Origin of the sequence: Roseixanthobacter glucoisosaccharinicivorans (assembly GCF_043195095.2) — a bacterium.
Lineage (GTDB): Bacteria > Pseudomonadota > Alphaproteobacteria > Rhizobiales > Xanthobacteraceae > NCEH01.
This window is the reverse complement of the sequence record NZ_CM195538.1, coordinates 4,431,885-4,457,919: the sequence shown is the minus strand read 5'-3', so window position 1 is coordinate 4,457,919 and position 26,035 is coordinate 4,431,885. Positions and strand designations below refer to the sequence as shown.

At 65.9% G+C, this 26,035-nt stretch carries 23 protein-coding genes and 1 riboswitch; of the genes, 4 read left to right on the top strand and 19 right to left on the bottom strand.

Translation table 11 applies throughout. From position 1 onward, the window contains the following. Positions 1 to 99: 99 nt before the first annotated feature. Positions 100 to 1,170, bottom strand: a complete 1,071-nt coding sequence (locus V5F78_RS20630) for a putative urea ABC transporter substrate-binding protein (protein ID WP_394070699.1) — start codon at positions 1,168 to 1,170, stop codon at positions 100 to 102. 76 nt (positions 1,171 to 1,246) lie between these two features. Continuing rightward, positions 1,247 to 1,359, bottom strand: a riboswitch (guanidine-I (ykkC/yxkD leader). A 203-nt stretch (positions 1,360 to 1,562) separates the two neighbouring features. Then, positions 1,563 to 4,067 (bottom strand): glycoside hydrolase family 18 protein, encoded by a 2,505-nt coding sequence (locus tag V5F78_RS20625; RefSeq protein WP_394070697.1) that lies wholly within the window; start codon positions 4,065 to 4,067, stop codon positions 1,563 to 1,565. A 332-nt stretch (positions 4,068 to 4,399) separates the two neighbouring features. On the opposite strand from V5F78_RS20625, the gene pap reads away from it, so the two are divergent. Beyond that, positions 4,400 to 5,908: a polyphosphate:AMP phosphotransferase gene (gene pap / locus V5F78_RS20620; protein WP_394070696.1), complete on the top strand. Its 1,509-nt coding sequence runs from the start codon at positions 4,400 to 4,402 to the stop codon at positions 5,906 to 5,908. 64 nt (positions 5,909 to 5,972) lie between these two features. On the opposite strand, the gene V5F78_RS20615 is transcribed toward pap, so the two are convergent. The 9 genes from V5F78_RS20615 to V5F78_RS20575 form a co-directional block, all read right to left on the bottom strand. Further along, positions 5,973 to 6,722, bottom strand: a complete 750-nt coding sequence (locus V5F78_RS20615; protein ID WP_394070694.1) for an SDR family NAD(P)-dependent oxidoreductase — start codon at positions 6,720 to 6,722, stop codon at positions 5,973 to 5,975. A 125-nt stretch (positions 6,723 to 6,847) separates the two neighbouring features. Next, complete coding sequence (locus V5F78_RS20610; RefSeq protein WP_394070693.1) at positions 6,848 to 8,062, bottom strand: ABC transporter substrate-binding protein; 1,215 nt, start codon at positions 8,060 to 8,062, stop codon at positions 6,848 to 6,850. 110 nt (positions 8,063 to 8,172) lie between these two features. Further along, the gene (locus tag V5F78_RS20605; RefSeq protein WP_394070692.1) at positions 8,173 to 9,189 is read right to left on the bottom strand and encodes a LacI family DNA-binding transcriptional regulator; all 1,017 of its coding nucleotides are present in this window, start codon (positions 9,187 to 9,189) and stop codon (positions 8,173 to 8,175) included. Next, positions 9,186 to 10,289, bottom strand: a complete 1,104-nt coding sequence (locus V5F78_RS20600; RefSeq protein ID WP_394070896.1) for a branched-chain amino acid ABC transporter permease — start codon at positions 10,287 to 10,289, stop codon at positions 9,186 to 9,188. Before V5F78_RS20600 ends, V5F78_RS20605 begins: the two co-directional genes overlap by 4 nt. Before the next feature lie 8 nt (positions 10,290 to 10,297). Next, complete coding sequence (locus V5F78_RS20595) at positions 10,298 to 11,185, bottom strand: branched-chain amino acid ABC transporter permease (protein ID WP_394070895.1); 888 nt, start codon at positions 11,183 to 11,185, stop codon at positions 10,298 to 10,300. Positions 11,186 to 11,206: 21 nt separating this feature from the next. Then, positions 11,207 to 11,926 carry an ABC transporter ATP-binding protein gene (locus V5F78_RS20590; RefSeq protein ID WP_394070691.1) on the bottom strand — a complete coding sequence of 240 codons (720 nt, stop codon included), beginning with the start codon at positions 11,924 to 11,926 and terminating at the stop codon, positions 11,207 to 11,209. Beyond that, positions 11,913 to 12,671, bottom strand: a complete 759-nt coding sequence (locus tag V5F78_RS20585; protein WP_394070689.1) for an ABC transporter ATP-binding protein — start codon at positions 12,669 to 12,671, stop codon at positions 11,913 to 11,915. The genes V5F78_RS20590 and V5F78_RS20585 overlap by 14 nt, the downstream gene beginning before the upstream one ends. 194 nt (positions 12,672 to 12,865) lie before the next feature. Next, entirely contained in the window at positions 12,866 to 13,807 is a 942-nt protein-coding gene (mmsB, locus tag V5F78_RS20580; RefSeq protein ID WP_394070687.1) for a 3-hydroxyisobutyrate dehydrogenase, read from the bottom strand. Positions 13,808 to 13,817: 10 nt separating this feature from the next. Beyond that, complete coding sequence (locus V5F78_RS20575) at positions 13,818 to 15,341, bottom strand: aldehyde dehydrogenase family protein (RefSeq protein WP_394070685.1); 1,524 nt, start codon at positions 15,339 to 15,341, stop codon at positions 13,818 to 13,820. Between the two features lie 166 nt (positions 15,342 to 15,507). Here V5F78_RS20575 and V5F78_RS20570 point away from each other — a divergent pair, with 166 nt between their 5' ends. Continuing rightward, the gene (locus V5F78_RS20570; protein ID WP_394070683.1) at positions 15,508 to 16,518 is read left to right on the top strand and encodes a 4-hydroxythreonine-4-phosphate dehydrogenase PdxA; all 1,011 of its coding nucleotides are present in this window, start codon (positions 15,508 to 15,510) and stop codon (positions 16,516 to 16,518) included. A gap of 54 nt (positions 16,519 to 16,572) precedes the next feature. On the opposite strand, the gene V5F78_RS20565 is transcribed toward V5F78_RS20570, so the two are convergent. From V5F78_RS20565 to V5F78_RS20540, 6 genes are read right to left on the bottom strand one after another with little or no spacing between them, the layout of a single operon-like run. Next, on the bottom strand, positions 16,573 to 17,115 hold the full coding sequence (locus tag V5F78_RS20565; RefSeq protein WP_394070681.1) for a flavin reductase: 543 nt from the start codon (positions 17,113 to 17,115) through the stop codon (positions 16,573 to 16,575). Positions 17,116 to 17,162: 47 nt separating this feature from the next. After that, positions 17,163 to 17,768: a malonic semialdehyde reductase gene (locus tag V5F78_RS20560; protein WP_394070679.1), complete on the bottom strand. Its 606-nt coding sequence runs from the start codon at positions 17,766 to 17,768 to the stop codon at positions 17,163 to 17,165. A 50-nt stretch (positions 17,769 to 17,818) separates the two neighbouring features. Then, positions 17,819 to 19,132 (bottom strand): NtaA/DmoA family FMN-dependent monooxygenase, encoded by a 1,314-nt coding sequence (locus V5F78_RS20555; protein WP_394070677.1) that lies wholly within the window; start codon positions 19,130 to 19,132, stop codon positions 17,819 to 17,821. Positions 19,133 to 19,176: 44 nt separating this feature from the next. Continuing rightward, positions 19,177 to 20,025 (bottom strand): ABC transporter ATP-binding protein, encoded by an 849-nt coding sequence (locus V5F78_RS20550; protein ID WP_394070675.1) that lies wholly within the window; start codon positions 20,023 to 20,025, stop codon positions 19,177 to 19,179. Position 20,026: 1 nt separating this feature from the next. Beyond that, a complete protein-coding gene (locus tag V5F78_RS20545) occupies positions 20,027 to 20,845 on the bottom strand; it encodes an ABC transporter permease (protein ID WP_394070673.1) in 819 nt (272 codons plus the stop codon). A 30-nt stretch (positions 20,846 to 20,875) separates the two neighbouring features. After that, positions 20,876 to 21,961 carry a putative urea ABC transporter substrate-binding protein gene (locus tag V5F78_RS20540; RefSeq protein ID WP_394070671.1) on the bottom strand — a complete coding sequence of 362 codons (1,086 nt, stop codon included), beginning with the start codon at positions 21,959 to 21,961 and terminating at the stop codon, positions 20,876 to 20,878. Positions 21,962 to 22,230: 269 nt separating this feature from the next. On the opposite strand from V5F78_RS20540, the gene V5F78_RS20535 reads away from it, so the two are divergent. After that, on the top strand, positions 22,231 to 22,854 hold the full coding sequence (locus tag V5F78_RS20535) for a TetR/AcrR family transcriptional regulator (RefSeq protein ID WP_394070669.1): 624 nt from the start codon (positions 22,231 to 22,233) through the stop codon (positions 22,852 to 22,854). Positions 22,855 to 22,894: 40 nt separating this feature from the next. Then, complete coding sequence (locus tag V5F78_RS20530; RefSeq protein ID WP_394070667.1) at positions 22,895 to 23,704, top strand: carbon-nitrogen hydrolase family protein; 810 nt, start codon at positions 22,895 to 22,897, stop codon at positions 23,702 to 23,704. Here V5F78_RS20530 and V5F78_RS20525 read toward each other — a convergent pair whose 3' ends face one another. Together V5F78_RS20525 and V5F78_RS20520 are read right to left on the bottom strand one after the other, a co-directional pair. Further along, positions 23,705 to 24,538, bottom strand: coding sequence for a GntR family transcriptional regulator (locus V5F78_RS20525; RefSeq protein WP_394070666.1), 834 nt, complete (start codon positions 24,536 to 24,538; stop codon positions 23,705 to 23,707). It abuts the gene before it with no gap. Positions 24,539 to 24,615: 77 nt separating this feature from the next. Then, positions 24,616 to 25,824: a pyridoxal-phosphate-dependent aminotransferase family protein gene (locus V5F78_RS20520; RefSeq protein WP_394070664.1), complete on the bottom strand. Its 1,209-nt coding sequence runs from the start codon at positions 25,822 to 25,824 to the stop codon at positions 24,616 to 24,618. Positions 25,825 to 26,035 lie beyond the last annotated feature (211 nt).

Here is a 26,035-nt window from a genome sequence, read left to right as displayed (position 1 = left end):
AGGGGGTGTCTCTCCGTTTATGCTGGTGAGGGAGATGCTTGCGGCACCATACCCCCCTCCCCAACCCTCCCCCGCAAGGGGGGAGGGGGAAGCGCGAGGCTAGAGCTTGCCGTCGGCGGCGGCGGCCATGTAGGTGTCGGTGAAGCGGAACTTCACGTTCTTCGCATCGCCGAGGATCTTGCCGTCTGCCAGCTCGATGCCCACCGCGTCGGCGGACTTGGCGTCATTGCCGAGCAGCTTCTTTTCGAACAGGAACTTGCGCACCCGGTCCATGGTGGTGCCAACGGCCGGAGACTTCACGAACGCCACGGCGTCGGAAGCCTTGTCGAACAGCTTGGTGGCCGCAAGCTGGCTCTCGAAGCCGGCAAGGTCGGTGCCGGAGGCCTTGCCCATGGCGGTGCGGGCGGCGATGCCGGCCTCGCTCTTGGCGGTGGTGAGCGCCATGGTCTCGTACCAGATGCCGACCAGCGCCTTGCCGAAGTCCGGATTGTCCTTGAGCGTCTCGGTATTGGCCACCAGCAGGTCCATGATCTCGCCGGGGATCTTGGAGCTGTCGAACACGTTGTGGGCGTTCTTGTCGGCGAGGATTTCGGAGACCAGCGGGTTCCAGGTGACGACGGCGGTGACCGCCTTGGTCTTGTAGGCGGCGACCATGTCGGCGTCGGAGGTGTTGGTCACCTTCACGTCGCGCTCGCTCATCTTGGCGGATTCGAGCGCGCGGGCGAGCAGGTAGTGGGAGACCGAGAACTCGACCAGATTGACCTTCTGCCCCTTGATGTCGGCCAGCTTGGTCTTGTCCTTGAGGATCACGGCGTCATTGCCGTTGGAGAAATCGCCGACGATCACGGCGGTGGTGTCCACGCCGCCGGCGGCGGGCACGGAGAGCGTGTCCATATTGGTGACGGTCAGGGCATCGAAGGCGCCGGCCGTGTATTGATTGATGGATTCGACATAGTCGTTGAACTGGGTGACGTCGATCTTGATGCCGTATTTGTCGGCCCACTTCTTGACGATGCCGTTTTCGGCGGCATAGCCCCAGGGCATCCAGCCCACATAGATCGACCAAGCGACCTTGAATTCCTTCTTCGGCGCGGCAAGCGCCGGGGAGGCGCCGGCAATCAGCGCGGCGGCACAGGCAAGGCCCAAGAATTTCGAGAAGCGAGAGCGCATATTCTATTCCCCTTCGTTAGGTCAAACGATGAGGAATTGGCGAGACTCCAGTGCCGCCAATTCCTTGGCCACCGAGGTCTCCCGGGCTTTTATCCCGCCGTGCACCCGGCCGGATGTCTCCCGGACCGGTGGCAGCTCTCGGACCAGCACATCGCGCGAGGCGATGCCGGAACCCTAGCCGCCAACTCTGCCCTTAAATCAGCAAATCGCGTGCCAATTGCCGCCGACGCAGATTCAAGGGGTTTCAACGATGTTCGCGCCAGGCCGTGCACGCAGGGCGAGCAATGTGGGTGGAAAATAGGCAAAACTAGCCCTTAAGAGCCGCCGTGCATGCAAAGGACAGCCGGCTTCAGATCGGCGTGCCGTTCCAGCGTATGGCCGCGCTAACCGCCTCAACCGATCGCCACATGGGTGTCGGTGGTCGCGCCGAGAAGCGTGGCCTGCGCATCCGCGGCCTTGTGCGCGGCGTCGAGGGTCGCGGCCCATTCGTCGATGATGCTGGAATCATAGCCGGTGACATTGGCGAGGCTCAGCTGATCCAGCGCCACGCCCTTCAGCGTATAGGTGCGCAGATTCTCCGGCAGGGCGATCACGGTGGACCCGTTGACCTCGCTCAGCACCACGCTGTCGGCCGGCACCCAGCCGAAGTTCAGCACGTCGGTCGAGGGCTGGAAGTCGGTGATCACTTCCTGCTTGCCCCAGTTCCAGGTGATGTCGATGGTCTCCGGCGCATGGGCGACCGGCGCGGCGGACACCACGCTGTCCAGCACGCCATTGCCGCCGATGATGTGGTCCGGCGTCAGGCTGGAGGCGCTGACGATGTCGGCGAACGACTTGCCCTGCACCCAGCTCTCATAGGCCGCCTTCACCAGGCTCTCCGCGCTGCCGGTGGCATCGCCCGAGAGATCGTAGAACATCATGCCGCCGAGGCCCTGGGACTGGGCCCATTCCGCCTTCATCGCCACCGAGGCGGGGGTCTCCACCGACGAGAAGATGCCGAGCTGGGCGTTATAGACATAAGCCGCCTGGGCATTGTCGTCCCAATAGAGCGACCAGCCGCTGCTCGGATCCTCGAGCTTGGCGAGGATGTCGGCATAGTCGTAATGGCCGACCGAGGAGCCCACGGGAAATCCCGTGCTGGCGGCATCGAGCCCGCCGTCCCCGCCGTCCGCCACCCCGCTCCAGGCGGCGGTATAGAGCGGCGCGCCGAGCACCATCTTGCCGGGGTCGATGCCCTGGACGAGATATTGCGCGACCGCGCTTTCGATGCCCGTTCCATCGGCGGAATCCACCAGCGGCGCGAGGTGGCCGGTGGTGGTCTCCCAGGTGCCGTGGAAGTCGTAGGCCATCACATTGAACCAATCCACATAGGGATCGAGGCCGGCGAGGTTGAAATTGGCGATCTTGGTCGCGCCCACCGGGGAGGCCACGGAGATGGTGTAGTCGCGCCCCGTCTCGGCCTCCAGCCCGTCGAGCGCGTGGCGCAGGTCCGCGACCAGCAGGGCGTAATTGGCGCCGTCGTCCGGGCGCACCGAATTGCCCGCCGCGCCTTCCCCGCCCGGAAACTCCCAGTCGAGGTCCACACCGTCGAACATGGGATAGGTCTTGAGGAAATCCACCACCGATTGGGCGAACGTGTCCCGCCCTTCCGCCGTTGCGGCAGTGTCGCTGAAATTGGCGGAGAGGGTCCAGCCGCCGATCATCATGGAGACCTTGAGGTCGGGATGCTCCGCCTTCAGTTCCACGATCTGGTTGAAGCTGCCCGCCAAGCCCTGGCCCGCCGTGTCGGCGATGCCGTCCACGCTGTCGGCGGCGGAGAACAGCATCTGCGTGTCGCTATAGGGATCCACCAGCACCATGTGGCCGTTGGCGTCGATATTGGCCGAGGCATAGATGAGATTGGTGAGCTGGTCGGCCGGAACGTCCGAGATCGTGTAATTGTGGTCGTAGACGGTCCAGTCGGCATAATAGCCGGCGAGGATCGGCCCCTTCGCCGCGCTGGCGGGCGTGTCCACGGGCGTGCTGCCGGAAGACGTCTCGGTGGGCGGCACCTCCGCCACCGGGGTTTGCGAGACAGGCATTTCGGTCACCGGCGTTTCCACCACCGGGGTCTCGACCACGGGCGTTTCCACCACGGGAACTTCGACGACGGGGATTTGGGCTTCTTGCGGCGTGGCGGGCACCGGCTCGGCCGGGAGTTCGGCGGGCGCCTGCGTGCCGCTCGCGCCGCCCGTGTCATCCTGGGCGGCATGGGCGGCGGAGAGCGCGGTGCTCCAGGCCGTCAGCGCGGAGACGTCGTCGGCCGTGATGTTGGACAAGGAGAGTTCGGCCAGCCCGACGCCGGCGAGCGTATAGGTCTGGTCGCTGGCCGGAAGCGCGATGACGGTCGAGCCGTCGACCTCCGACAGGGTGAAATTGGCGGCGCCGATCCAGCCGAAATTCAGGAGGTCGTGGGCGGGGTCGAAGGCGATGGTTTCGTGGGTCGCCCAGCCCCAATTGATGTCGACCTCCGTGCCGAGGCCCGCATTGCCGCCGAAGGCCCCGTCGCCGGGATCGAGGATGCGGCTCCAGGCCACCAGCGCGGAAGCGTTCAGGGCGGAGATATTGGCAAGCGAAAGCTCTGCGAGGGTGACGTCGCGCAGCGTATAGGTTTCGGCACTGGAGGGGATGGAAATAACCACCGAGCCGGCGACTTCCGCCACTGTGAACGTGTCGGCCGTGAACCAGCCGAAATCCAGCGTATCGCAGGTGGGATCGAAGTCGAGCACCGTATTCGTGCCCCACGCCCAGGTCAGGGCGGTAACGATGCCGGGGTCGCCCTGTTGGCGTTGCGCTTCCGCATCCCATTCGTCATCAGCTGGCGCGCTCGTGACGGTTTCAGTGTTGCCGCTCGACATGCCCGCCTCCTACCCTGTCACTGACGAATGCATAATGTTCTGAATCACTAACGCATTCGGGTGACGCCAGCATGGCGGAAGCGAGCGGGGGTTGTCGAGCGGCTTTTACAGGCGGGTTACTCAACCAATTGGTTCATTCTGCAAAAATGAGCCAATGAGTATTTTCCAAAGAACAGTAAAGGAAGCTATGCGACCGCCTGAAGACGCTCATTGAATGGAGGTAGCATGGTGTCCCTGCGCACCCCATGGCCACCCCAGGCGCCCGCGCAGAGTCCCCTTGACGCTGTGTGCCCGCCGCCGGAGATTGGCGCTCGGCAGCAGACAGGAATTTCATGTTCGATTCCATGAAGATCGAGCGCAGCCTCGACAAGGCGAGCTTCAAGGCCCTGGAACCCGGCTTGCGCGAGGGGCTGCTGGATCTCCAATCCGAGCTGATCGCGCAGAAGCGGCGCACCATCCTCATTCTTATCAATGGCGCGGATGGCGTGGGCAAGGGAGCGATCCTCAACCAGCTTTACGGCTGGCTGGATGCGCGCAAGCTCACGACCCTCACCTATGAGGCCCCCACCGACGAGGAACGGGCGCGCCCGGCGATCTGGAAATATTGGCGCGACATGCCGGCCCACGGGGAAATCGGCATCGTGCTCGGCTCGTGGTATCACGCGCCGCTCGAAACCAATGCCCTCGGCGGGCCCGATGGGGCGGAGCTGACCCAGGCGCTGGACGCGATCAATCATTTCGAGGCCATGCTGCATGCCGAAGGCGTGCTGCTGCTGAAATTGTGGCTCTATCTCGATCCCGAGGACGCGAAGGCGCGGCTGAAGGCGCTGGACGAGGGGCCTTGCGACCGGCCCGTGGTGCGCGAATGGGCGCTTATTTCCAGCAGGAAGAAGCGGCGCCGGCTGGAGGAGAGCGCCGCCGAGGCGTTCCGGCAGACTTCCACGGGCATCGCCCCCTGGACCATCGTGCCGGCGGCCGATCCCCATTATTGCGCGATCGCGGCGGGAAATGCGCTGATGGAGGTCTTGGCGCACGCCACCGCCGCGCCGCCCGCGGAATGCGCCGTCGAAGCGCCGGCCGCCAGCGAGCCGGCCCATCCCGCGCCGACCCCGGCGAGCCTTCCGGCGGTCAGCATTCTCTCAACGCTGGATTTCAGCCATAAGCTCGACGAGGCGAGCTATCGCGCCGAGCTCGACGTGGAGCAGCAGCGCATCACCCATCTCACCAATTCGCGCGCGTTCGCCAAGCGGGGCCTGGTGTGCGCGTTCGAGGGCAGCGACGCGGCCGGCAAGAGCAGCACCATCATGCGCCTGCGCGAGGCGCTGGATCCGCGCCATTTCCGCGTGCACCCCATCTCGGCGCCCACCGACGAGGAGCGTGCGCGGCCCTATCTGTGGCGCTTCTGGCGGCGCATTCCTGCGCGCGGCTCCACCGCCGTGTTCGACCGCTCCTGGTATGGCCGGGTGCTGGTGGAGCGGGTGGAGAAACTGACCCCGCAGGAGGATTGGGCGCGGGCCTATGGCGAGATCAATGATTTCGAAAGCCAGCTCTATGAAGGGGGCTATGTGCTGGCGAAATTCTGGCTCGCCATCAGCCCGGACGAGCAGGCCCGTCGCTTCGCCGAGCGCGAGCGCGTCGCCTACAAGCGCTTCAAGCTGACCCCGGAGGATTGGCGCAACCGGGAGAAATGGCCGCTCTACGAACAGGCGGTCACCGACATGGTGGACCGCACCAGTACCTTCTATGCCCCCTGGACCCTGGTCGAAGCCGAGAGCAAGCATTTCGCCCGGGTGAAGGTGCTGCGCACCATCGCCGACCGCCTGGAAGAGGCGTTGGGCTGAGGCCGGCGGGGCCAGCCGGGTGTGATCCCGGCGGCCTCGGCCGCGCCATGCGGCATCGCCGGCCTCAATGCATGTGCAGCCCGCCGTTCACGTCCAGCACGGCGCCGGTGACGTAGCTGGAGAGATCGCTCGCGAGAAACAAGCAGGCATCCGCGATCTCTTCCGCGCGGGCGAGCCGGCCCATGGGCACCGCCTCTTCCACAGCGCGGCGGCGCTCGGGGGTCAGCTGGCCCTGGAAAATGTCGGTATCCACCAGGCCGGGCGCGATCGCGTTGACGCGGATGCCGTCGGCGGCCAGTTCGCGCGCCATGGACTTGGCGAGACTGTGCACGCCCCCCTTCGCGGCGGCATAATGCGGGCCGCCGAACACCCCGCCGCCGCGCAGGGCCGCGAGCGAGCCGATGCAGACGATGACGCCGGCATGCTGTTCGCGGAAATAGGGCACGATGGCCTGGCTCATGTTGAACGTGCCGCGCAGGCTCGCATCCATCACCAGATCGTAATTGGCGCGGTCCACGTCCATGAGGCGGGTGGGCTGGCTGACGCCGGCATTGTTCACCACGATGTCGAGCGCGCCGAAATGGGCGAGCACCGCATCCACGGCGCGGGCGCACTGCGCCGGGTCGGTGACGTTGCAGGCGAGCCCGACGTGCGCGGCGCCAAGGCGCGCCGCCGCATCGGCGGCCGCCTTGCCGTCCAGATCGAGGATGGCGATGCGGGCGCCTTCGCGGGCGAAGCGGGTCGCGGTGGCAAATCCGATCCCGCGCGGGGTGGCCGCGCCGGTGACGACCACGACCTTTCGTTCCAGCAACATGATGGTGTCCCTTGGTTGTTGGGGGCCGGTGCCCCGCCCGCAGCCGGCGGTCCGCGCCCGTGTTCGCTGTCAGGCTGCGAACGGGCGCGGAGCGGGCGGCAGGCGAGGCACCGGCTTCTCGGTCCTCAGCCGCGCTTGACCAGCGGGCAGGAGCCCTTTTCCATGGACTGGAACGCCTCGTCGCCCGGCACCACGGCTTTGACGATCATGTCGTCCCACGGATACTTGGACTCTTCCGGCTTCTTCACCTGGAGCAGGTACATGTCGTGGACCATGCGGCCGTCGGCGCGGATGATGCCGTTCTTCGCGAACATGTCGTTGACCGGGGTCTTGCGCATCTGCGCCATCACCTTGTCGCTGTCCTTGGACCCGACGGCGGCGACCGCTTTCAGATAATGCAGCACCGAGGAATAATCCGCCGCCTGGGTGACAGTGGGCATGCGGCCGATCTTCTCGAAGAAACGCTTGGACCAGGCGCGGGTCTCGTCGTTGAGATCCCAGTAGAAGCCTTCGGTGTAGAGCAGGCCCTGGGCGGTTTTCAGGCCGATGGAGTGCATGTCGGTGATGTAGCCGCCGAGCACGGCGAGGCGCTGCTTGCCGTCCTTGGTGATCTTGAATTCCTCGGCCTGCTTCACCGCATTGATGGTGTCGCCGCCGGAATTGGCGAGCGCGATCACCTTGGCGCCGGAGGATTTGGCGCTGAGCAGGAAGGCGGAGAAATCCGGCGTGTTGAGCGGCGTCTTCACCGAGCCGATCACCTTGCCGCCCGCATCCTTGACGATCTGCGCGGTGTCCTTCTCCAGCGCCAGGCCGAAGGCATAGTCGGTGGTGAGGAAGAACCAGCTGTCGCCGCCGTCCTTCAGGATCGCCTTGCCGGTGACATTGGCCCAGGAAATCGTGTCGAAGGCGTAATGGATGGAATAGGGCGTGCACTTGTCGTTGGAGATGCGCGAGGTGGCGGCGCCGACGACGATGGCGATCTTCTTGAGCGAGGCGGCGATATCCACCACCGCGAGCGCGACCGCGGAGTTGGAAATGTCGGTGATCATGTCGACATGATCGGTCTCGTACCATTGCCGGGCGATGCCGGCGCCGATGTCGGCCTTGTTCTGGGTGTCGGCATAGACGAGGCCGATGGGCTGGCCGAGCACCTTGCCGCCGAAATCGTCGATGGCCATCTGCACGGCGGTGACGGACCCCTGGCCGGAAATATCCGAGAACAGGCCGGACATGTCGGTGAGCACGCCGATCTTCACGCCGTCTTCGGCGTATGCGGTGCTGAACGGCAGGGCCGCCGCCAGGGCCACCGCGAGCGCGGGAAGCGAGAACAGTTTCTTCATTTTGGGCATCTCCCCTTACGTTTTGTTTTTCTGGCCTGATGGCCAGTGCATACGTATGCATTCATAGGCATGCGCGCGTGTCAATGGGCCTTGTCCCGGCGCGCGCGGGGTTATTCCGCGGGATGTTTCGCGGCGATGAGCGCGGACGAGCGCACGATCAGTTCGCCCGGAAGCCGCTCGGTGATGGCCTTGCGCTTGGTCTTGCGCTCCGGATCGAACAGCAGCGCCAGGGACCGGTCGATCATGGCGTCGATCGGCTGGCGCACCGTGGTGAGCTGGTAGCTCGGCCAGGAGGCCGAGGGAATATCGTCGAAGCCGACGATGGAAAGGTCCTGCGGCACGCGCAGGCCCAGTTCGAACCGCGCTGCATCGAGCGCGCCCATGGCCATCACGTCGCTCACGCACACGATGGCATTGGGGCGCCTGCGGAAGCGCAGCAGCCGAAGGGCGGCGGCAAAGCCGCCCTCATAGGTGTTGTCGCCCATCTCGTCGCCCACCAGCGAAAGCCCGTGGCGCGCGAGCGCCTCCTCCAGGCCCTGCTTGCGCTCGATATGGGTCGAGGTATCGGCCCGCCCGCCGATGATGGCGAAGCGGTCGTGCTCGGCCTCGATCAGGCGTTCCGCCAGGTCGAAGGAGGCCTGCACATTGGCACAGCACACCGAGCAGACCGCCTCCTTGTAGGTGGCGCGGTTGAACAGCACGACCGGCGTCTTGTTGCGCTCGCACGCATTGGCCATCTTGCTGGACAGGGCGGAGGACGTGATGATCACCCCTTCCACCTGATATTGCAGGAGGAACGGCAGCACGTCGTCCACCTCCCCGCCCGGCGGCACGGTGAATAGCAGCACCCGCTTGCCGCGCTTCTGCAACGCCGCGACGAAGCCGTTCAGCACCGTCGGATAGAACGGGTTGAGCAGGTCACCCATCACCAGCCCGACGATGTTGGACTTGTTGCTCAGCAGGCTGCGCGCAAGCTCGTTGGGCGTATAGCCGATGCTCTGCGCGGTCGAGAGGATGCGCTCGCGCGTATCGCTGGAAATGCGCTCGTCGCCGGCCAGCGCCCGCGAGACCGTGGACTGCGAAACGCCCGCGGCACGCGCCACGTCGCGCGAGGTAATCTTGCTCATCCGTCCTCCGCACCGGCCTGGCGCTTGCGCCCGGCCACGTTATAGCCCGGTCCCTCGCCGCGCTCCAAACGGCGCGCCGGCGCCGTGGCCTGCGCGGGCGATGCCGCCGCCCGCCGCCAGGGCAGGGGAATATTGGCGAGCCGGTCCAGCTCGCCGACGATCCCGCGCCGGAACGCCAGAACGCAGACCACGAAGATCGCGCCCTGGATGATGGTGACCCAGGAGCCGAACTGGGCGAGATATTGCTGCATGCCGGTGACGATGAACGCCCCCATCACCGGGCCGGTCAGCGTTCCCGCGCCGCCGAGCACGGTCATCAGCACCGCTTCGCCCGAGGCCTGCCAGCTCACGTCCGTGAGCGAGGCGAGCTGGAACACCAGCGCCTTGGTGGCCCCGCCGAGCCCCGCCACCCCGGCGGAGATGACGAAGGCCGCCAGCTTCACGTGGCGCGTCTTGATGCCGAGCGAGGTGGCCTTGATGTCATTGTCCCGCACAGCCCGCAGCACCTGGCCGAACGGGGAATTGATGGTGCGGTAGATGATCAGGAAGCCGATCAGAAACACCCCCATGACGAAATAATACATCGCCATGTGGCTGCTGAGCGGAATCAGCCCGAACAGGTCCCCGCGCGGCACACTCTGGATGCCGTCTTCCCCGCCGGTGAATTCCGCCTGCAGGCAGAAGAAGAACACCATCTGCGCCAGGGCGAGCGTGATCATGGAGAAATAGATCCCCTGCCGGCGGATCGCCAGCCAGCCGAACGCCGCGCCCAGCACGATCGCGACACCGGTGCCGGCGAGGATCGAGAGCTCGGGCGTGAGGCCCCAGTATTTCGCCGATTCCGCCGTCACATAGGAGGCGATGCCGAAATAGGCGGCGTGGCCGAACGAGAGCAGGCCGGCGAAGCCGAACAGCAGGTTAAAGGAGCAGGCAAACAGCGCGAAGCACAGCACCTTCATGGCGAACAGCGGGTAGACCATGAAGGGGAACACCGCGAGCGCGGCGATGCCGAGCCCCCAAGCGAGGATCTGCCGCCGCCGCGCGGCGGCGGCCTTGGTGGCGAGGGACGAAGTGAGCGGGGTGGTGACGGGACTTGCCATGAGCATGGTCACGCCCTCCTTCCGAACAGGCCGGCCGGCTTCACCAGCAGCACGCAGGCCATGAGGACAAACACGACGGTGCTGGACGCGGCGGGATAGAACACCTTGGTCAATCCCTCCACGAACCCCACCAGGAAGCCGGAGACGATGGCGCCCGACATGGAGCCGAGGCCGCCGATCACCACCACCGCGAACACCACGATGATGATGTTGGAGCCCATGAGCGGGCTCACCTGGTAGATCGGCGCGGCGAGCACGCCCGCCACCGCAGCCAGCGCGACGCCGAGGCCATAGGTGAGATTGATCATCTTCGACACGTCGATGCCGAAGGCCCGCACCAATTGGGGCTTCTCCGTCGCCGCACGCAGATAGGAGCCGAGGCGGGTGCGCTCGAATACGTACCAGACCGCGAAGCAGATGGTGATGGAGGCCACCAGCACCCAGGCGCGATAGGTGGGCATGTACATGAAGCCGAGATCCCACCCGCCGCGCAATTCCGCCGGAATGGCATAAGGCTGGCCCGAGGAACCGAGCTTCTGGCGGAAGCTGCCTTCCAGCAGCAAGGCGATGCCGAAGGTCAGCAGCAGGCCGTAGGCCGGATCGAGCGCATAGACCCGCCGCAGCACGAAACGCTCCAGCAGCAGACCGAACGCGCCGACGATGAAGGGCGCAAGCAGCAGCGAGACCCAATAATTGATGCCGAGGGTCTGCAGCAGGATCCAGGCCAGCATGGCGCCCAGCATGTATTGCGCGCCATGCACAAAGTTCACGATGTTGAGCATGCCGAAAATCAAGGCAAGGCCCAGGCTCAGCATGGCATAGAATGCGCCGTTGATCAGACCCAGCATGAGCTGGCCCATGAAGGCGTCGATCGGCAGGTTGGAGAGGGTGTCCATTATATTATGCATATGGCCCTCCTAAGCGTGCAAATAGTTGGCGACGGCGCGCACTTCGTCGGCTTTCGCGGCATGGGGGATGTGCTCCACCACGCGGCCGTTCTCCAGGACGTAATGCTGATCGGCCACCTTGGCGGCGAACTTGATGTTCTGTTCCACCAGCAAGATCGTGTAGCCGAGCGTTTTCAGCTCGCGGATCACGGCACCGATCTGCTTGACGATGACCGGGGCGAGCCCTTCGGTCGGCTCATCCAGCAACAGCGTGTCGGCGCCGGTGCGCAGGATGCGGGCGATGGCGAGCATCTGCTGCTCGCCGCCCGAAAGCTTGGTGCCGACGCTCTTGGCCCGGTCCTTGAGGTTGGGAAACAAGCGGTAGATGGCGTCGATCCCCATGCCGCCGTCTCGGATCTTGGGAGGAAGGCGCAGATTTTCCTCCACCGAGAGGGTCGCGAAGATGCCGCGATCCTCCGGGCAATAGGCAAGGCCCTGGCGGGCGATCTGGTTGGCCTGGGCCGCGATGGTCTCCTTGCCGCGAAACAGGATCGAGCCGCGGCGCTTGTCCAGCAGGCCCATCATGGCCTTGAGCGTGGTGCTCTTGCCGGCGCCGTTGCGGCCGAGCAGCGTCACCAGCTGGCCGGGGCGCACGTCGAAGGCGACCGAATGCAGCACGTGGGAATCGCCGTACCAGCCGTGCAGGTCGCGCACGCACAGGACGGCGGGGCTGGCCTCATTCATCGTCATCCTCGTCCTCCCCGAGATAGGCGGTGATGACTTCGGGATTGGCGGTGACTTCCGCATAGGTGCCGCTGGCCAGAAGCTGGCCGCGCGCCAGCACCGTGATGGTGTCGGAGAGGGTCGCGACGACCGGGAGATTGTGTTCCACCATCACCACGGTCCGCCCCTTCGCCACGGTGCGGATCAGCTCGGTGATCGGGCCGATATCCTCCGGGCCGAGGCCGGACATGGGCTCGTCCAGCAGCAGGGTTTCCGGTTCCAGCGCGAGGGTGGTGGCAAGCTCCAGCGCCCGCTTCCTGCCATAGGCGAGGGAGCCGGAGGCGGTGTCGGCATAAGCGGTGAGCCCGACCATCTCCAGCAGTTCGTCGGCGCGGTCGTCGAAGCGGGCGAGCGCGGCGGTGGAGCGCCAGAAGCAATAGCTTCCGCCCTCCTTCCCCTGGAGCGCGACGCGCACATTGTCCCGCGCCGAGAGCTGGTCGAACACCGAGGAAATCTGGAACGAGCGCACCAGGCCGAGGCGCGACACCGCCGCCGGCTCCAGATGGGTGATGTTGCGCCCGCGATAATGGATCGAGCCGTGGGTCGGCTTGAGGAAACTGGTCAACAGGTTGAACAGCGTGGTCTTCCCGGCCCCGTTTGGGCCGATGATGCCGTGTATGGTGTTTTCCGCGACCTGCAGGCTGACGTCCTTGACGGCGAAAAAGCCGTTGAACTGCTTGCTCAGGTCACGCGCTTCGATCGCGTAGCCCATGTCCCTCCTCCGGTGGTGTGGAGACCGGGCGCGGTCCATCCTCCGGCCGCGTGACGCGGCGGAGGCAGGGCGCGGGGAGCGCGGAATCCTTGTGGGAAGTCCGCTTCCGTCGCACCGCGCAGGTCGTCCTTGGCGTTCAGCGTTTCCTCCTCCCCCGCCTTTTGTTTTATGGCGGTGGGAGACCTCGTCCGGTCTTAGACGGCGCGCCTCATGGTTTCGTCCTCGCCCGCGGCACCGGCCGCCGCGGCCTCGGGCACCTTCATCATCATCTTGATGATGCTGCCGTAATCGAGATGTCCGTTGCCGCTCTGGCAATGCAGCGCGAACAGGTCGCACGCGAGATCGCCGAGCGGGCTCAAGGATTTGTATTCCGCCGACAATTGCTTGGCCAAGCGCATGTCCTTGAGCTGGAACTCGGAGCGGAAGCCGCCCTGGTAGCCGTGGGAGGACGGCACGTTCGGCATGATGCCGGGATAGGGATGATAGCGCTCCAGGGCATAATTGGTGCCCGATGAATTGCGCATCACTTCCGAGAGCACCGCCGGGTCCAGGCCATTGGCGACGCCGAGCGCCAGCGCCTCGGCGGTGGCGGCCATGCAGACGCCGGAGAGCATGTTGTTGCAGAGCTTCGCGGTGTGCCCGGCGCCGTTGCCGCCCACATGGAAGATGCGCTTGCCCATGGCTTCCAGCAGCGGGCGGGCCCGTTCCAGGTCCTCGGCGCTGCCGCCCACCATGAAGGTGAGCGTGCCGGCTTCCGCGCCCGGGGTGCCGCCGGAGACCGGCGCGTCGATCATGCTCTTGCCGGCGGCGCGAGCCGCGATCGCGATTTCGGAGGACACGGTGCTCGAGATGGTGCTGGAATCAATCAGCAGCGTGCCGGCGCGGGTTTTGGCCACGAGGCCGTCGGGCCCGAGATAGAGGTCGCGCACATTCTGCCCGGTGGGCAGCATGGAGATCACCACGTCCGCCTCGGTTGCGGCGCCGTGGGGCGACACCGCCGCATGGGCGCCGAGCCGCACGGCCTCGTCAAGAGCGGACACCGAAAGGTCGTAGGCGAAGACGGTGTGACCGGCATGGATCAGGTTGCGGACCATGGGCCGCCCCATGTTTCCGATGCCGATGAAAGCTACACGCATGACGGGCTCCCTAGGCCGAAATATTCGGATTGATGATGGCGGTCTTCGACCAAGTGAAATGATGCAACATGCTTTCGAGGGAAAGCTCTTTCCCCATGCCGCTCATCTTGGTGCCGCCGTATTCGATGTTCGCTTCGGCCACCGCATATTGGTTCACCTGCACGAAGCCGGCGTCTACCTGCTCGATGAACTGGAAGGCCTTGGACAGATCATTGGTCCAGACCGTGGCGGCGAGGCCGAACTTGACGTCGTTGGCTTCCTTGATCACGACTTCGAAGTCGGTCCAGCGCGCGAGCGTCGCCACCGGGCCGAAGATCTCGTCCTGGCACACCTGCGACGAATGCGGGATGCCTTCGATGAGGGTGGTCTGGTAGAAATAGCCGTCCTTCAGGGCCGGGTCCTGTGGGCGCGCGCCGCCGGTGAGGATGCGCGCGCCCTCGGTCTGGCGCGCCATCTGCACATAGCGCTCCACGCGGTCGAACTGGGACTTGGAGATGATGGAACCCACTTGCGTGCGCTCGTCCAGCGGATCGCCGACGCGGAAAGTGGGGATAATTGCAAGCACCCGCTCCACCACGTCGTCATAGAGGGACTCGTGGATATAGACCCGCGTGCCGGCGGTGCAGGACTGCCCCTGGCGCTGCAGCCGCAGGCCGCGCACCACGCCGTCGGCGGCGGCCGCCGGATCCATGTCGGGCAGGAAAACGCTCGGGTTCTTGCCGCCAAGTTCAGCCGTGACGGGGGCGATCTTATCCGCAGCGTAATGCAGGATTTTCACGCCCACGGCGCTCGATCCGGTGAAGGTGACCTTGCGCACCTGAGGATGCTCGCACAGCAGGCGCCCGGCCTCCTCGCCAAGACCCGAGATGCAATTGGTGACGCCCGGCGGCAGCACTTCCTGCATCAGCTCGAAACAGCGCAGCACGGCCAGCGGCGCCTGTTCGGCGGTCTTGAGCACCACCGTATTGCCAGCCGCGAGCGCCGGGCCGATCTTGGATGCGAGTTGCATCAGCGGGGCATTCCAGGGAATGATGGCGGCGACCACGCCAAGCGGCTCGCGCTTGGTGAACAGCAGGCGGCCGTCCAGATAGGGAATGGTCTGCCCCTTCACCTCGCCGGCGAGGCCGGCAAAGAAACGCAGGATGTCCACCATGGTGGCGGCTTCGCCGCGAGTCTGGGTCGCGAGCGCGTTGCCGGTCTCGAATGCGGAAAGCTGGGCGATCGCTTCCGCCTCGCTCTCCAGCCGCGCGGCGGCCTTCACCAGGAAGGCGGCGCGGTCGCGGGCGGTGAGATGGCGCCAGCCCTGGAAAGCGGATTGGGCGGAGGCAACCGCGCGGTCCACGTCGGCGGCGCCGCAGCGCGGCGCGTGGCCGATGATACGGGCGGTGGCGGGATTATCGACGTCGAACGTGTGGTCGGTCAGCGCGGCCTGGAGCCGGCCTTCGCAAACCACCATGCCGGAAAGACGCTTCGCTTCCGCAGCCGCCGCTTCGGCGCGCTGGACGGGCGATATCGCTTCGCTGATATCGAGCATTGGCTTCCTCTCGTTTCCGCCCTGGCTCCGCTCTTTGGGTGTGCCGGCGGGCCATTCCGTTGCGCTTCGGCGTGGCGGGAGGGGGATCCTGCTCAGCTTGCGCATACGTATGCACTAGTGCTAATCGACGGCTAACAAGAAGTCAATCAGGTGATCGGAGACGCAAATGGCGCGTATTGGAATGATGCTCGGCGACCCCGCCGGCGTGGGCCCGGAAGTGGTTGCAAAGGTACTTTCAGCCAATCAAAACGTACCGGTGGCCCTGTTCGCGGATCCCGGCGTGTTCGCGCGCGCGCAGGCGATCGCGGGCGTGAGCATTGATGTTCAGCCGGTCGCCGACAGCGCCGCCAGTGCCGCCTCCGATGCGCTCGTGACCCTGATCGAGGTGCCGCTGGCGGAAGGCGAGAGCCTGCGGCCTGGCATCGCCTCGGCGCAGGCCGGGCGCCACACCCTCGCGAGCCTCCAGGCGGTGGCCGCGGCCGCAGCCGCCGGGCATGTGAACGGCATCCTCTACGGCCCGCTGAACAAGCAGGCGATGAAGCTCGCCGGGCATCAGGCGCTGGATGAGATGCATTATTTCCAGGACCTGCTGAACTGGCGCGAGACCTGTTTCGAGCTGATCAATCGCGGTCCGCTCTGGACCACCCGCGTCACCTCCCACATTCCCATGAAGGACGTCGCCGCCGCGATCACGGTCGAGCGCATCCTGGAGGCGACGCGGATCGGCGTGCGCGCGGCGCGTGCCGGCGGCATTGCCAAGCCGCGCATCCGCGTGGCCGCGCTCAATCCCCATGCGGGCGAAGGCGGGGCGATGGGACAGGAGGAGATCGAGGTGCTCACCCCCGCCGTGGCGCGGATGAAGGCCGACGGGCTCGACGTGGAAGGCCCCTTCCCCGCCGATACCATCTTCCGCACCGCCCTGCGCGGCGATGCCGACCTGATCGTCACCATGTATCACGACCAGGGCCAGATCGCCCTGAAGACCGTCGCGTTCGGCGAGAACGTCACCGTGCTCGGCGGCATGCCCGTGCCCATCGTGACCTCGTCGCAGGGCACGGCCTTCGACATCGTCGGCCAGAACAAGGCCGATCCCTCGGCGTTGCAGCACGCCTTCGATCTCGTGGTGCGCCTGGCGGGCGTCGGGCCGGCCTGGCGGGGAGAACAGGTCGCCGCCTGATCGCCGGTCCTCGCGGTCTCCCGGTTCAGGTCTCCCGGAAGCCCGCCAGCGCGCTCATTGCGAGGTGCCGTCGTGCACCGCGTGATAGCGCCGGCCGAAATAGATCAGCGCCTCCGGCGTTCCGCCGGCGGCGATGCCCACCACCTCGCAGAACAGCACGCAATGGGTGCCCACATCCACGGTGCGCGCCACCCGGCAATCGAATGCCGCTACCGCGTCCGCCAGCATCGGCGCGCCGGTGGCGCAAGGCGCCCATTGCGCGGCGGCGAAGCGCTCTTCCATGGGCGTCTTGCCGCCAAACAGGTTGGACAGGCCCTTGTGGCTCGGCGCCAGCGTGTTGACGCACAGCACTCCGTTGGCCGCGAAGGCCGGGCTGACGGACGAGCCGCGATTGAGGCACACCAGCAAGGTGGGCGGGCTGTCGGTGACGCTGCACACCGCCGAGGCGGTGAACCCCGCCTTTCCGCCCGGCCCGTCCGTGGTGACGACATTCACCGCCGCGCCCAAGCGGGACATGGCGTCGCGATAGCCCTGCTGGGTCACGGCCGGAGCTTCGGGCGCGCCGGCGTCGGCCGGCGGGGTGTGGCTGAGAGTCATGGGGGTCCCTCCAGGATGGCGGGGGTTGGCGGAAGGCGCGGCCGGGCTCATGCCAGCACGCAGGCTTCCGCGAAATCAAAGCGCGGCAACCGGCCGAACACGCCGGACGGGTCGCCATGGCCGAGATTGACCAGGAAATTCGCTTTCCAGGTCGTTCCCGCGAAAAAGGCCGCGTCAACCTTGGCCTTGTCGAAGCCGCCCATGGGGCCGGCATCAAGCCCCAGCGCGCGGGCAGCGAGGATCAGATAAGCGCCCTGCAAGGTGCCATTCAGAAAGGCCGTCTCGCGTGCCGCGTCCGGGCTTGAGGTGAACCAGGATTTGGCGTCGGCGTGGGGAAACAGCTTGGGCAAATGGTCGTAGAAAGCTTCGTCCCGCGCCACGATCACGGTGACCGGGGCGGCCATGGTCTTGTCGAGATTGCCCTTGGAGAGCGCCGGGCGCAGCTTTTCCTTGCCCTCTGGCGTGCGCACGAAGACGAAGCGGCCGGGTGAGCAATTGGCCGAGGTGGGGCCCATCTTCAGCAGGTCGTAGAGTTCGACCAGCGTTTCGTCGGAAACCGTGCCGTCGCGCCATTTATTGTGGGATCGCGCGGTGCGGAACAAGATGTCGAGACCATCCGGGCCGATGACCCCGGGGTGCGATGCTTCGCTCATGTGCCTCTCTCCAAGATGGGGGCGGCGGCGACACGGCCGCCGCCGGGTCGTCAGAATTCCAGCAGATTGTCGCGCAGCTTCTCGTGGGTATAGGCGGTGCGGGTCAGGCCCCGGCGCTGGAGCGCGGGAACGAGGCCGTCGGCCACCTCCATGATGTAGCGGCGCGAGACGCGCAGCACCGGCGTTGTGATGAGGAAGCCGTCGCCGCCCACTTCTTCCATCACCTCGCCCATGCGGTCCGCCACCTGGTCGGGCGTGCCGATCAGCTCCACCGAGGAGACGAGGCCGCCGCCGCCATCCACCACCAGCTCGCGCACGGTCTTGCCCGAGCCCCATTGCTGGAACTTGTCGAGCGTGCCCGACTCGCCATTGGTGACGAGCTTTTCCGGCAGGGGCTTGTCCACGTCGTATTTGGAGAAGTCGATCTCGGTGATGGCGGAGAGCGAGGACAAGGTGTCGTTGATGAAATGGGGCGAGGACACCAGGCGCTGATACTTCGCCTTTGCTTCCTCCTCGGTCTCGCCCAGCGTCGGGGTGATGCAGAACAGCACCTTGATGGCGTTGGGATCGCGGCCGAGCTTTACGGCGCGGGCGCGAATGTCGTCGCGGAATTTCTTCATCTCCGCGACGCCGCTGGCGACCGAGATGATGGAATCCGCGTGGAGCGCCGCGAAGTCGCGGCCGCGCGGCGAGGCGCCGGCCTGCACATAGACCGGCCGCCCCTGGGGCGAGGGCACCGTGTTGAGCGGGCCGCGCACCTGGAAATACTTGCCCTTGTGGTCGATGGTGCGAACCTTGGAGGGATCGGCATAGATGCCGTTCTCCCGGTCGAGCACGACGGCGTCGCTATCCCAGCTGTCGAACAGCTTGCTGACCACTTCCATGTATTCGTCCGCCATCTCGTAGCGGGTTTCGCGCAGCGGCAGCTTGTCCAAACCGAAATTCTGCGCGGCGAGATCTTCCGCCGAGGTGACGATGTTCCAGCCGAAGCGCCCCCGCGTCAGGCTGTCGATGGTGGAGCACAGCCGCGCCAGCAGATAGGGCGGATAGGCGAGGGTGGACATGGTGGCGACCACGCCGAGGCGGCTGGTGGCCATGCCCATGGCGGTGGCGAGGGGGGCGGGGTCGTGCTTCGGCACCATCATGGCGTTCTTCAGCGCGAAGTCGCGCGAGCCGCCGAAGGTCTCCGGCACCATGAGCTTGTCTTCGATCATGATGTAGTCGAAGCAGGCGCGCTCCAGCGTCTGCGCCATTTCCATGTAGAAACGGCCGTCCCAGGGATACCCGCCATTGCCGAACGGCTCGCGCCATTCGTCGGGCGTGAAGTTCATGAACCAGGCCAAGTGAAAGGGTTGCGCGACCATGAGGCGTGCTCCGAGGCGTTTGATGTTGAAGGCGGGCGAGGCTGTTAGGCGGCGCCGGCCTTGAGGGGGAAGGGGTGGATCACCGCCGCCGACGGAGGCGAGGCCCCGCTCTGGCCGTGGTCCTGCCGCGCCTTGGCGCGGGCGGCTTCGAAGCGCTCGGATTCGCGGACGATCCGGCACTTGGCTTCGAAATCGGAGGTGATCGTCGCCCCATAGCGCCCGGGCGCCTGGGGATCACGGCGCGGACGGTCCACGGCGATCACGCGGGTGCCGAGGGCGAACGCCTCGGCGAGATCGTGGGTGACCATCACGATGGTCATGGCGTGCTCTTCCCATAGGTCGCGCACCAGCACGTGCATCGCCTTGCGCGTGCCGGGATCGAGCGCGCCGAACGGCTCGTCCAGCAGCAGCACCTTGGGCTCCATGATCAACGCCTGGGCGATGGCCAGGCGCTGCTGCATGCCGCCGGAGAGCTGCTGGGGATATTTGTCCGCCGCCGCGCCGAGTCCCACGCGCTCAAGCAGCGCAAGGGCGTGCGTCTTCAGCTCGCGGTGCTTGCGGCCGAACAGCCGGCCGAGCACGGGCGCCTGCGCCCATTGCGGGCCGAGCATCACATTGCCCAGCACGGTCTTGTGGGGAAACACCGAGTAGCGCTGGAACACCACGCCGCGATCGGCGGTCGGCTCGCTGGCGATCGGCTTGCCGTCGATCAGGATCTCCCCGCGCGTCGGGGTCTCCTGGCTCAGCAGCAGGCGCAGCAAGGTGGTCTTGCCGACACCGCTCGGCCCGATGATCACCAGGAACTCGTGGTCCGGCAGCTCCAGGCTGATGTTTTCCAGCACGATGGTGTCGCCGTATTCCTTCCAGACCTTGTCGATCTTGATCGCCGTCACCTCAGCTCTCCTTCAGCGCGGCCCAGGGAAAGGCACGGGTGTTGAGGCGGCGCAGGCCGTAATCCATCAGGAAGGCCAGCAGGGTGATCCAGGCGACGTACGGCAGGATGACGTCCATCGCGAGATAGCGGCGCACCAGGAAGATGCGATAGCCCAGCCCGCCTTCCGCCGTGATGGCTTCCGCCGCGATCACGAACAGCCAGGTGGCGCCAAGCGAGAGGCGGACCGAATTGATGAGGTTCGGCATCACCTGCGGCAGCACCACATGGGTCATCATCTGCCAGGTGGAACCGCCGAGCGTCTGCGCCTTGATGATCTGCTCGCGCGGCAGGCTCTCCACCCGCAGCACCACATCGCGGATCAGGAACGGAGCGACGCCGAACACGATCAGCACGATCTTCGACACTTCGCCGAGGCCGAAGATGATGAACAGGATCGGCAGCACCGCCAGCGGCGGCACCAGGGAGAGCGCGGCCAGAACCGGCTCGAACATGGCGCGCAGATGGGGGATGAAGCCGATCAGGATGCCGAGCACGCAGCCCAACAGGGCCGAGATGCCGAGCCCGACGCACAGCCGCCAGAGGCTGAGATAGGTGTCGAACCAGAACAGGTATTGCCCACTGGACCGATCCGGCTGCGCCATCAGGCGCTCCATGGCGGCATAGAAGGACGCGAAGCCGGGGATGAGCTTGTCCCCCGGATTGGCCGCGAGGCGGGCCTCTGAGGCCATCAGATAAATCAGCAGGATGGCGATGAAGGGAAGGATGCCCAGGATCAGCTTCTGCCCGCGCGCGGGCGGATAATTGATGATGCGTCGCAAGGATCAGCCCTCCCTTCTCTCGCTGGGGTGTCAGAGCTTGCCGTCGGCCGCCGCCTGGGCGAACGAGGCGTTGACGCGCATCTTCACGTTCTTCGCATCGCCGAGCACGCTGCCGTCGGGCATCATGATGCCGATGGCATCCACGCTGCTCGCGCCCTGGCCGAACAGGCCGCGATCGAAGCAGAAGGTGCGGATATAGTCCCACGCCTTCTTGGTGCTGGCGGCGGTGAGGAAGCTCGCCGCCTCGGCGGGCGTGTAGAAGAAGTGGGTGGTCTCCACCTGCGACTGCAGGCCCGGGACGTCCGTGCCCATGGCGCTGGCCATGATTTCATTGATGGGCTTTGCCGCATCGCCGCCGGCCTTCAGCGTCGCGAGCGCCTCATACCAGGCGCCGGTAATGGCCTTGGCGAAGCTCGGATTGTCCTTCAGCACCTCGGTCTTGCCGATGAACACGTCCATGATCTCGCCAGGGATCTTGGAGCTGTCGAACAGAATCTTGGTGTCCTTGCTGCCGGCGAGCATGTCGGCGGTCATCGGCTTCCAGGAGACGGCGTTCTTCAGTTCCGGCTTGGTGAGATAGGCGGAGGCGATGTCGGCATCCGAGATATTGATGGTCTTCACCGCGCCGACGCCATGCAGGCCGTTCATCACCAGCGCGCGGTCGAGCAGATAATGGGAGACGCTGAATTCGAGCAGATAGACGTCCTGGCCTTTCAGGTCCGCCACCGACTTGGCGGATTTCGACAGCAACGCATCGTTGCCGTTCGAGAAATCCGTGATGAGGAAGATGGACGTATCCACCCCGCCGGCGGCCGGCATGGTGAGCCCGTCCATGCCGGCCACGCCGACCCCGTCGAGGTCGCCAGCGATGAACTGATTGATGGAGCCGACATAGTCGTTGACCAGAACAAGGTCGATATCAATGCCGTATTTGTCGGCCCACTTCTTGAGAATTCCGGATTGCTTCATGTAGGCGAGCGGCATGAAGCCGACATAGATGGAATAACCCATCTTGAAGGATTTCTTCTCGGCGGCCTCGGCGCGATTCGCGCCGGTGGCAAAGAGGGCGCAGCTGAGGAGGGAGAGCAGGACCACGGCGCGTAAAAAGCGGTTCATAAGCGAACTCCGACGGTCGAATGCGACAAGACGACGCTTATTAAGCGAGTGTTTAATACGCACCTGCAAGAGAGATTTTTGCGCCGCACAACATTTATGCAAAACCTTACGGCATAAGGCGCGAAAGGCCCTATCTTGTGCAATGGAAAGCCGGCGATGCCTGCGATATCAGCAGCGAGACCGGGGTTTTCGCCCTATGACCTACGGGATAACCCCAAGTGGCCGCGTCAGGCGGGGCGTGCGATGCTACGCCCGAAGGGAGAGTTTCTATGAATGTGAAGGCGGTGCGCCAGCGCCTCGATCCGGCCAAGCGGTCCGAACTGATCCTGGATGAAGCGCTGAAACTCTTCGGCACCTCCCACTACAGCATCGTCACGGTGCGAGATATCGCGCTGGCCTGCGGGATCAATGTCGGGCTGATCTACCATTATTTCGAGAACAAGGATCACCTGTTCCGCAGCGTGCTCGCCCACGCGCTGAACCAGATCATGGCCGGCTACGAGGCGCGGCGCGGGGCGCGCGACACGGACCCGCTCTCCGATATCGGCGCTTGGCTCGATATCCAGATCGAGATCGCGCCCACGGTCACGCGCATGGTGAAGATCATGGCCGATTATGCGGCCTTGAACGCCCGTGATGCGCAGGTCGACCAATTGATCGCGGATTTCTATCGCGACGAGCGCGTCCTGGTGGAAGAGACCCTGGCGCGGGGCATCGCCGCCGGCCTCTATCGGCCCGTGGACACGAGCAAGATGGCCCGGCTGATCGGCCTGCATCTCGATGGCATCTTCCATGCTTCCGCCAGCCGTGGCGATGACCGCATCGCCGCCGACATTGAGGAATTGCGCGAGTTCATCCTTCATTTCCTGGGCGTGCGGCCGGTTGCGGCCTGAGCACCATTTCCTCCCCGAACACGCATCCGACGGAGCGTCCATGCTGATCGCTTTATTGCAGATGACGCCGGTCGCCGCCGATCCGGCCGCCAATCTCGCCCGCATCGCGCAGGCGGCCATGGCGGCGGGGGCCTTCGGCTGCGATCTGCTGGTGACGCCGGAAATGGGCGTCACGGGGTACAATATCGGCGCCGACATCGCCCGCCTCGCCGAGCCGCGCGACGGCCCGCTGGTGGCCCGCCTGGGCGAGATTGCCGCGCGCGCCGGGCTGGCGCTGGTGGCGGGGTTTCCCGAGCGGGCGGACGGGGCGATCTATAACAGCCTCGTCCTTGCGCGGCCGGACGGCGGCACCGTGGTCTATCGCAAATGCCATCTTTACGGGCCGGACGAGAGGGCGGCCTTCACGCCCTCGAACGCCCTGCCCGACCTCGTCGAAATCGCCGGGCTGAAGGTGGGGTTCCTTATTTGCTACGACGTGGAATTTCCCGAGATGGTGCAGGGGCTCGCCCTCGCCGGCGCGGACCTGGTGGTGGTCCCGACCGCGCTCGCCGCCACCCCCTCCTGCCGGCGCATCGCGCTCAGCCTCGTGCCGGCGCGGGCGCTGGAGAACCACGTCTTCATCGCCTATGCGGACCTCTGCGGCAGCGAGCGTGGGCTGACCTATCAGGGCTGCTCAGTGATCGCGGCGCCGGACGGGGAGGATCTGGCGCGGGCGGGAGAGGCTGAGGCCCTGCTCATGGCGCGCATCGTGCCCGGCGCCTATGCGGCGGCGCGGGCGGAAAATCCCTATCAGGAAGACCGCCGGCCGGCGCTGTACGCGACGCGGCGCCCGGTCCCGGCGGAAGGATAGTCAGGAGGCCGGGACGGTCCCGGCCTTCGTGCGCGGCACGCGGGATGCGGCCTTGCCGCGCGCCGGCTTGGCAGGCGGTTCGCTTTCGTCCGCATCCGCGCCGACCGCGCTGGCGGTACCCTTGGCCGCCGCGCGCTTTCCCGCACCGCGCGGCGCGGGGTGTTCCTTGGCATCGAGGCCGGCGAGCGATTCGTGGACCATGCCGGCCTTGTGGCGCAGGTGGTCGCGCAGGATGCTGCCGAGCCGGGGGCCGTCGCGCTCCGCCAGCGCTTCCATCATGCGTTCATGGTCGTCCACCGCCTCGCGCCAGCGGGCGGGCGACTTCTTCGCGACGAACCGCACCGCATGGATGCGCACCATCAGATTGTTATAGAGCTGGGTCAGCGGCGCATTGTCGGCGATCTCGAAGAAGGCGGCATGGATCGCCTTGTTGAGGTTGAGATAGGGCGCAACCTCACTCGCCTGGTAATGGGCGACCATGGCATCGTGCATGGCCTTCAGCTTGGCGAATTGCGCCTTGGTGATGCGGGCGCAGGCGATTTCCCCGGCGAGCGCTTCGAGCGCGCCCATGATGGGGAAATAGGCGTCGATTTCCTCGTTCGAGATGCACGCGACCATGGCGCCGCGATTGGGCGTGAGCACCAGCAGCCCCTCGGCCGCGAGCACCTTCAGCGCCTCGCGCAAAGGCGTGCGCGAAACCCCGAAGCGGGCGCAGAGCGCCAGTTCCGGGATCTTGTCGCCCGGCTGCAATTCGTCGCCGAGGATCATGTCGCGCAGCAGCGGTACGAGTTCGCCGTGCAGGCTGCGCCGGGTAATGATGGCCTTCTCGGGCATGGAACGCGTCCTCTCCTTAGGAGAAGTGTCCCGGTCCGGCGCGGAATGCAAGGGGTCCCGCGCCGGGGTGATGCGCGCTATTCGGCAGCGACCGGCACCTGGTGGCGCGCGGCGGCGGCGAGATAGTCCATGGCCGCCTGCACGCCGCCCTTGCGATGGGGGATGCCGGCGAGCTCCAGGCCCATCTCCACGCCCGCCAGCGCGCCCAGGATGGTCAGGTCATTGGTATCGCCCAGATGGCCGATGCGGAACACCCGGCCCTGGAGCTTGGTGAGGCCGGTGCCGAGCGAGATGTCGAAATGCTCCAGCGCCACCTGGCGGAAGCGGTCGGCGTCATGGCCTTCCGGCACCAGCACGGCGGTCAGGGACGAGGAATAATATTTCGCCTCGCGGCACAGGACCTCCAGCCCCCAGGCGCGCACGGCGCGGCGGGTGGCTTCGGCATGGCGGTCGTGGCGGGCGAAGACATTCTCCAGCCCCTCCTCGTGCAGCATGTCGATGGCCTCGGCGAGGCCGTAGAGCAGCGTGGTGCCCGGCGTATAGGGGAAGAAGCCGTTGCGGTTGGGCCCCAGCATCTCCTCCCACGCCCAGAACAGCTTGGGCAGCTTGGAGGACTTGGTGGCGGCCAGCGCCTTCTCGCTCACGGCGGTGAAGGAGAGGCCGGGCGGCAGCATCAGCCCCTTCTGCGAGCCCGCCACCGTGACGTCCACGCCCCATTCGTCGTGGCGATAATCAATCGAAGCGAGGGAAGAGATGGTGTCGACCATCAGCAGGGCGGGATGGCCGGCGGCATCAATGGCGCGGCGGATCTCCGGCACCAGGGTGATGCAGCCGGTGGAGGTCTCGTTGTGCACCACGCACACGGCCTTGATCTCGTGGGCCTTGTCCTCGCGCAGCCGCGCCTCGATGGCGGCGGCATCCGCGCCGATGCGCCAGTCGGAGGCGATGAATTCCGGCTGGATGCCGATCTTCAGTGCCATGTTCTTCCACAGGGTCGCGAAATGCCCGGTCTCGAACATCAGCACCTTGTCGCCGGCGGAGAGCGTATTCACCAGCGCCGCTTCCCACGCCCCCGTGCCGGAGGCGGGGTAGATGATGACCGGGCTGCTGGTGCGGAAGATGGTCTTGATGCCGTCCAGCACCCGGCGCCCGAGCTTCTGGAAATCCGGTCCGCGATGGTCGATCACGGGCATGTCCATGGCCCGCATGATGCGGTCGGGCACCGGCGTGGGGCCGGGAATCTGCAGGAAATGGCGCCCCGCGACGCGGGCGGAATTGCTGGCCATCGGGTTTGGCTCCCCTTGGATCGTTTGGCGACCGGAAAAATCCCGCCGCGATTTAGCGCGCTGTTTCAGGCCATTGGCCCTCGTCGACCGGCGCCGGCCGGAAGCCGGACGCGGCGCGGCGACGGCAGCGCGCGAAACGCATCTTGCATGAAATGAATTATGAATGCAAAATCAGTTTCAAGTCCGGCGATGAGACCGGAACCGAAGGCGC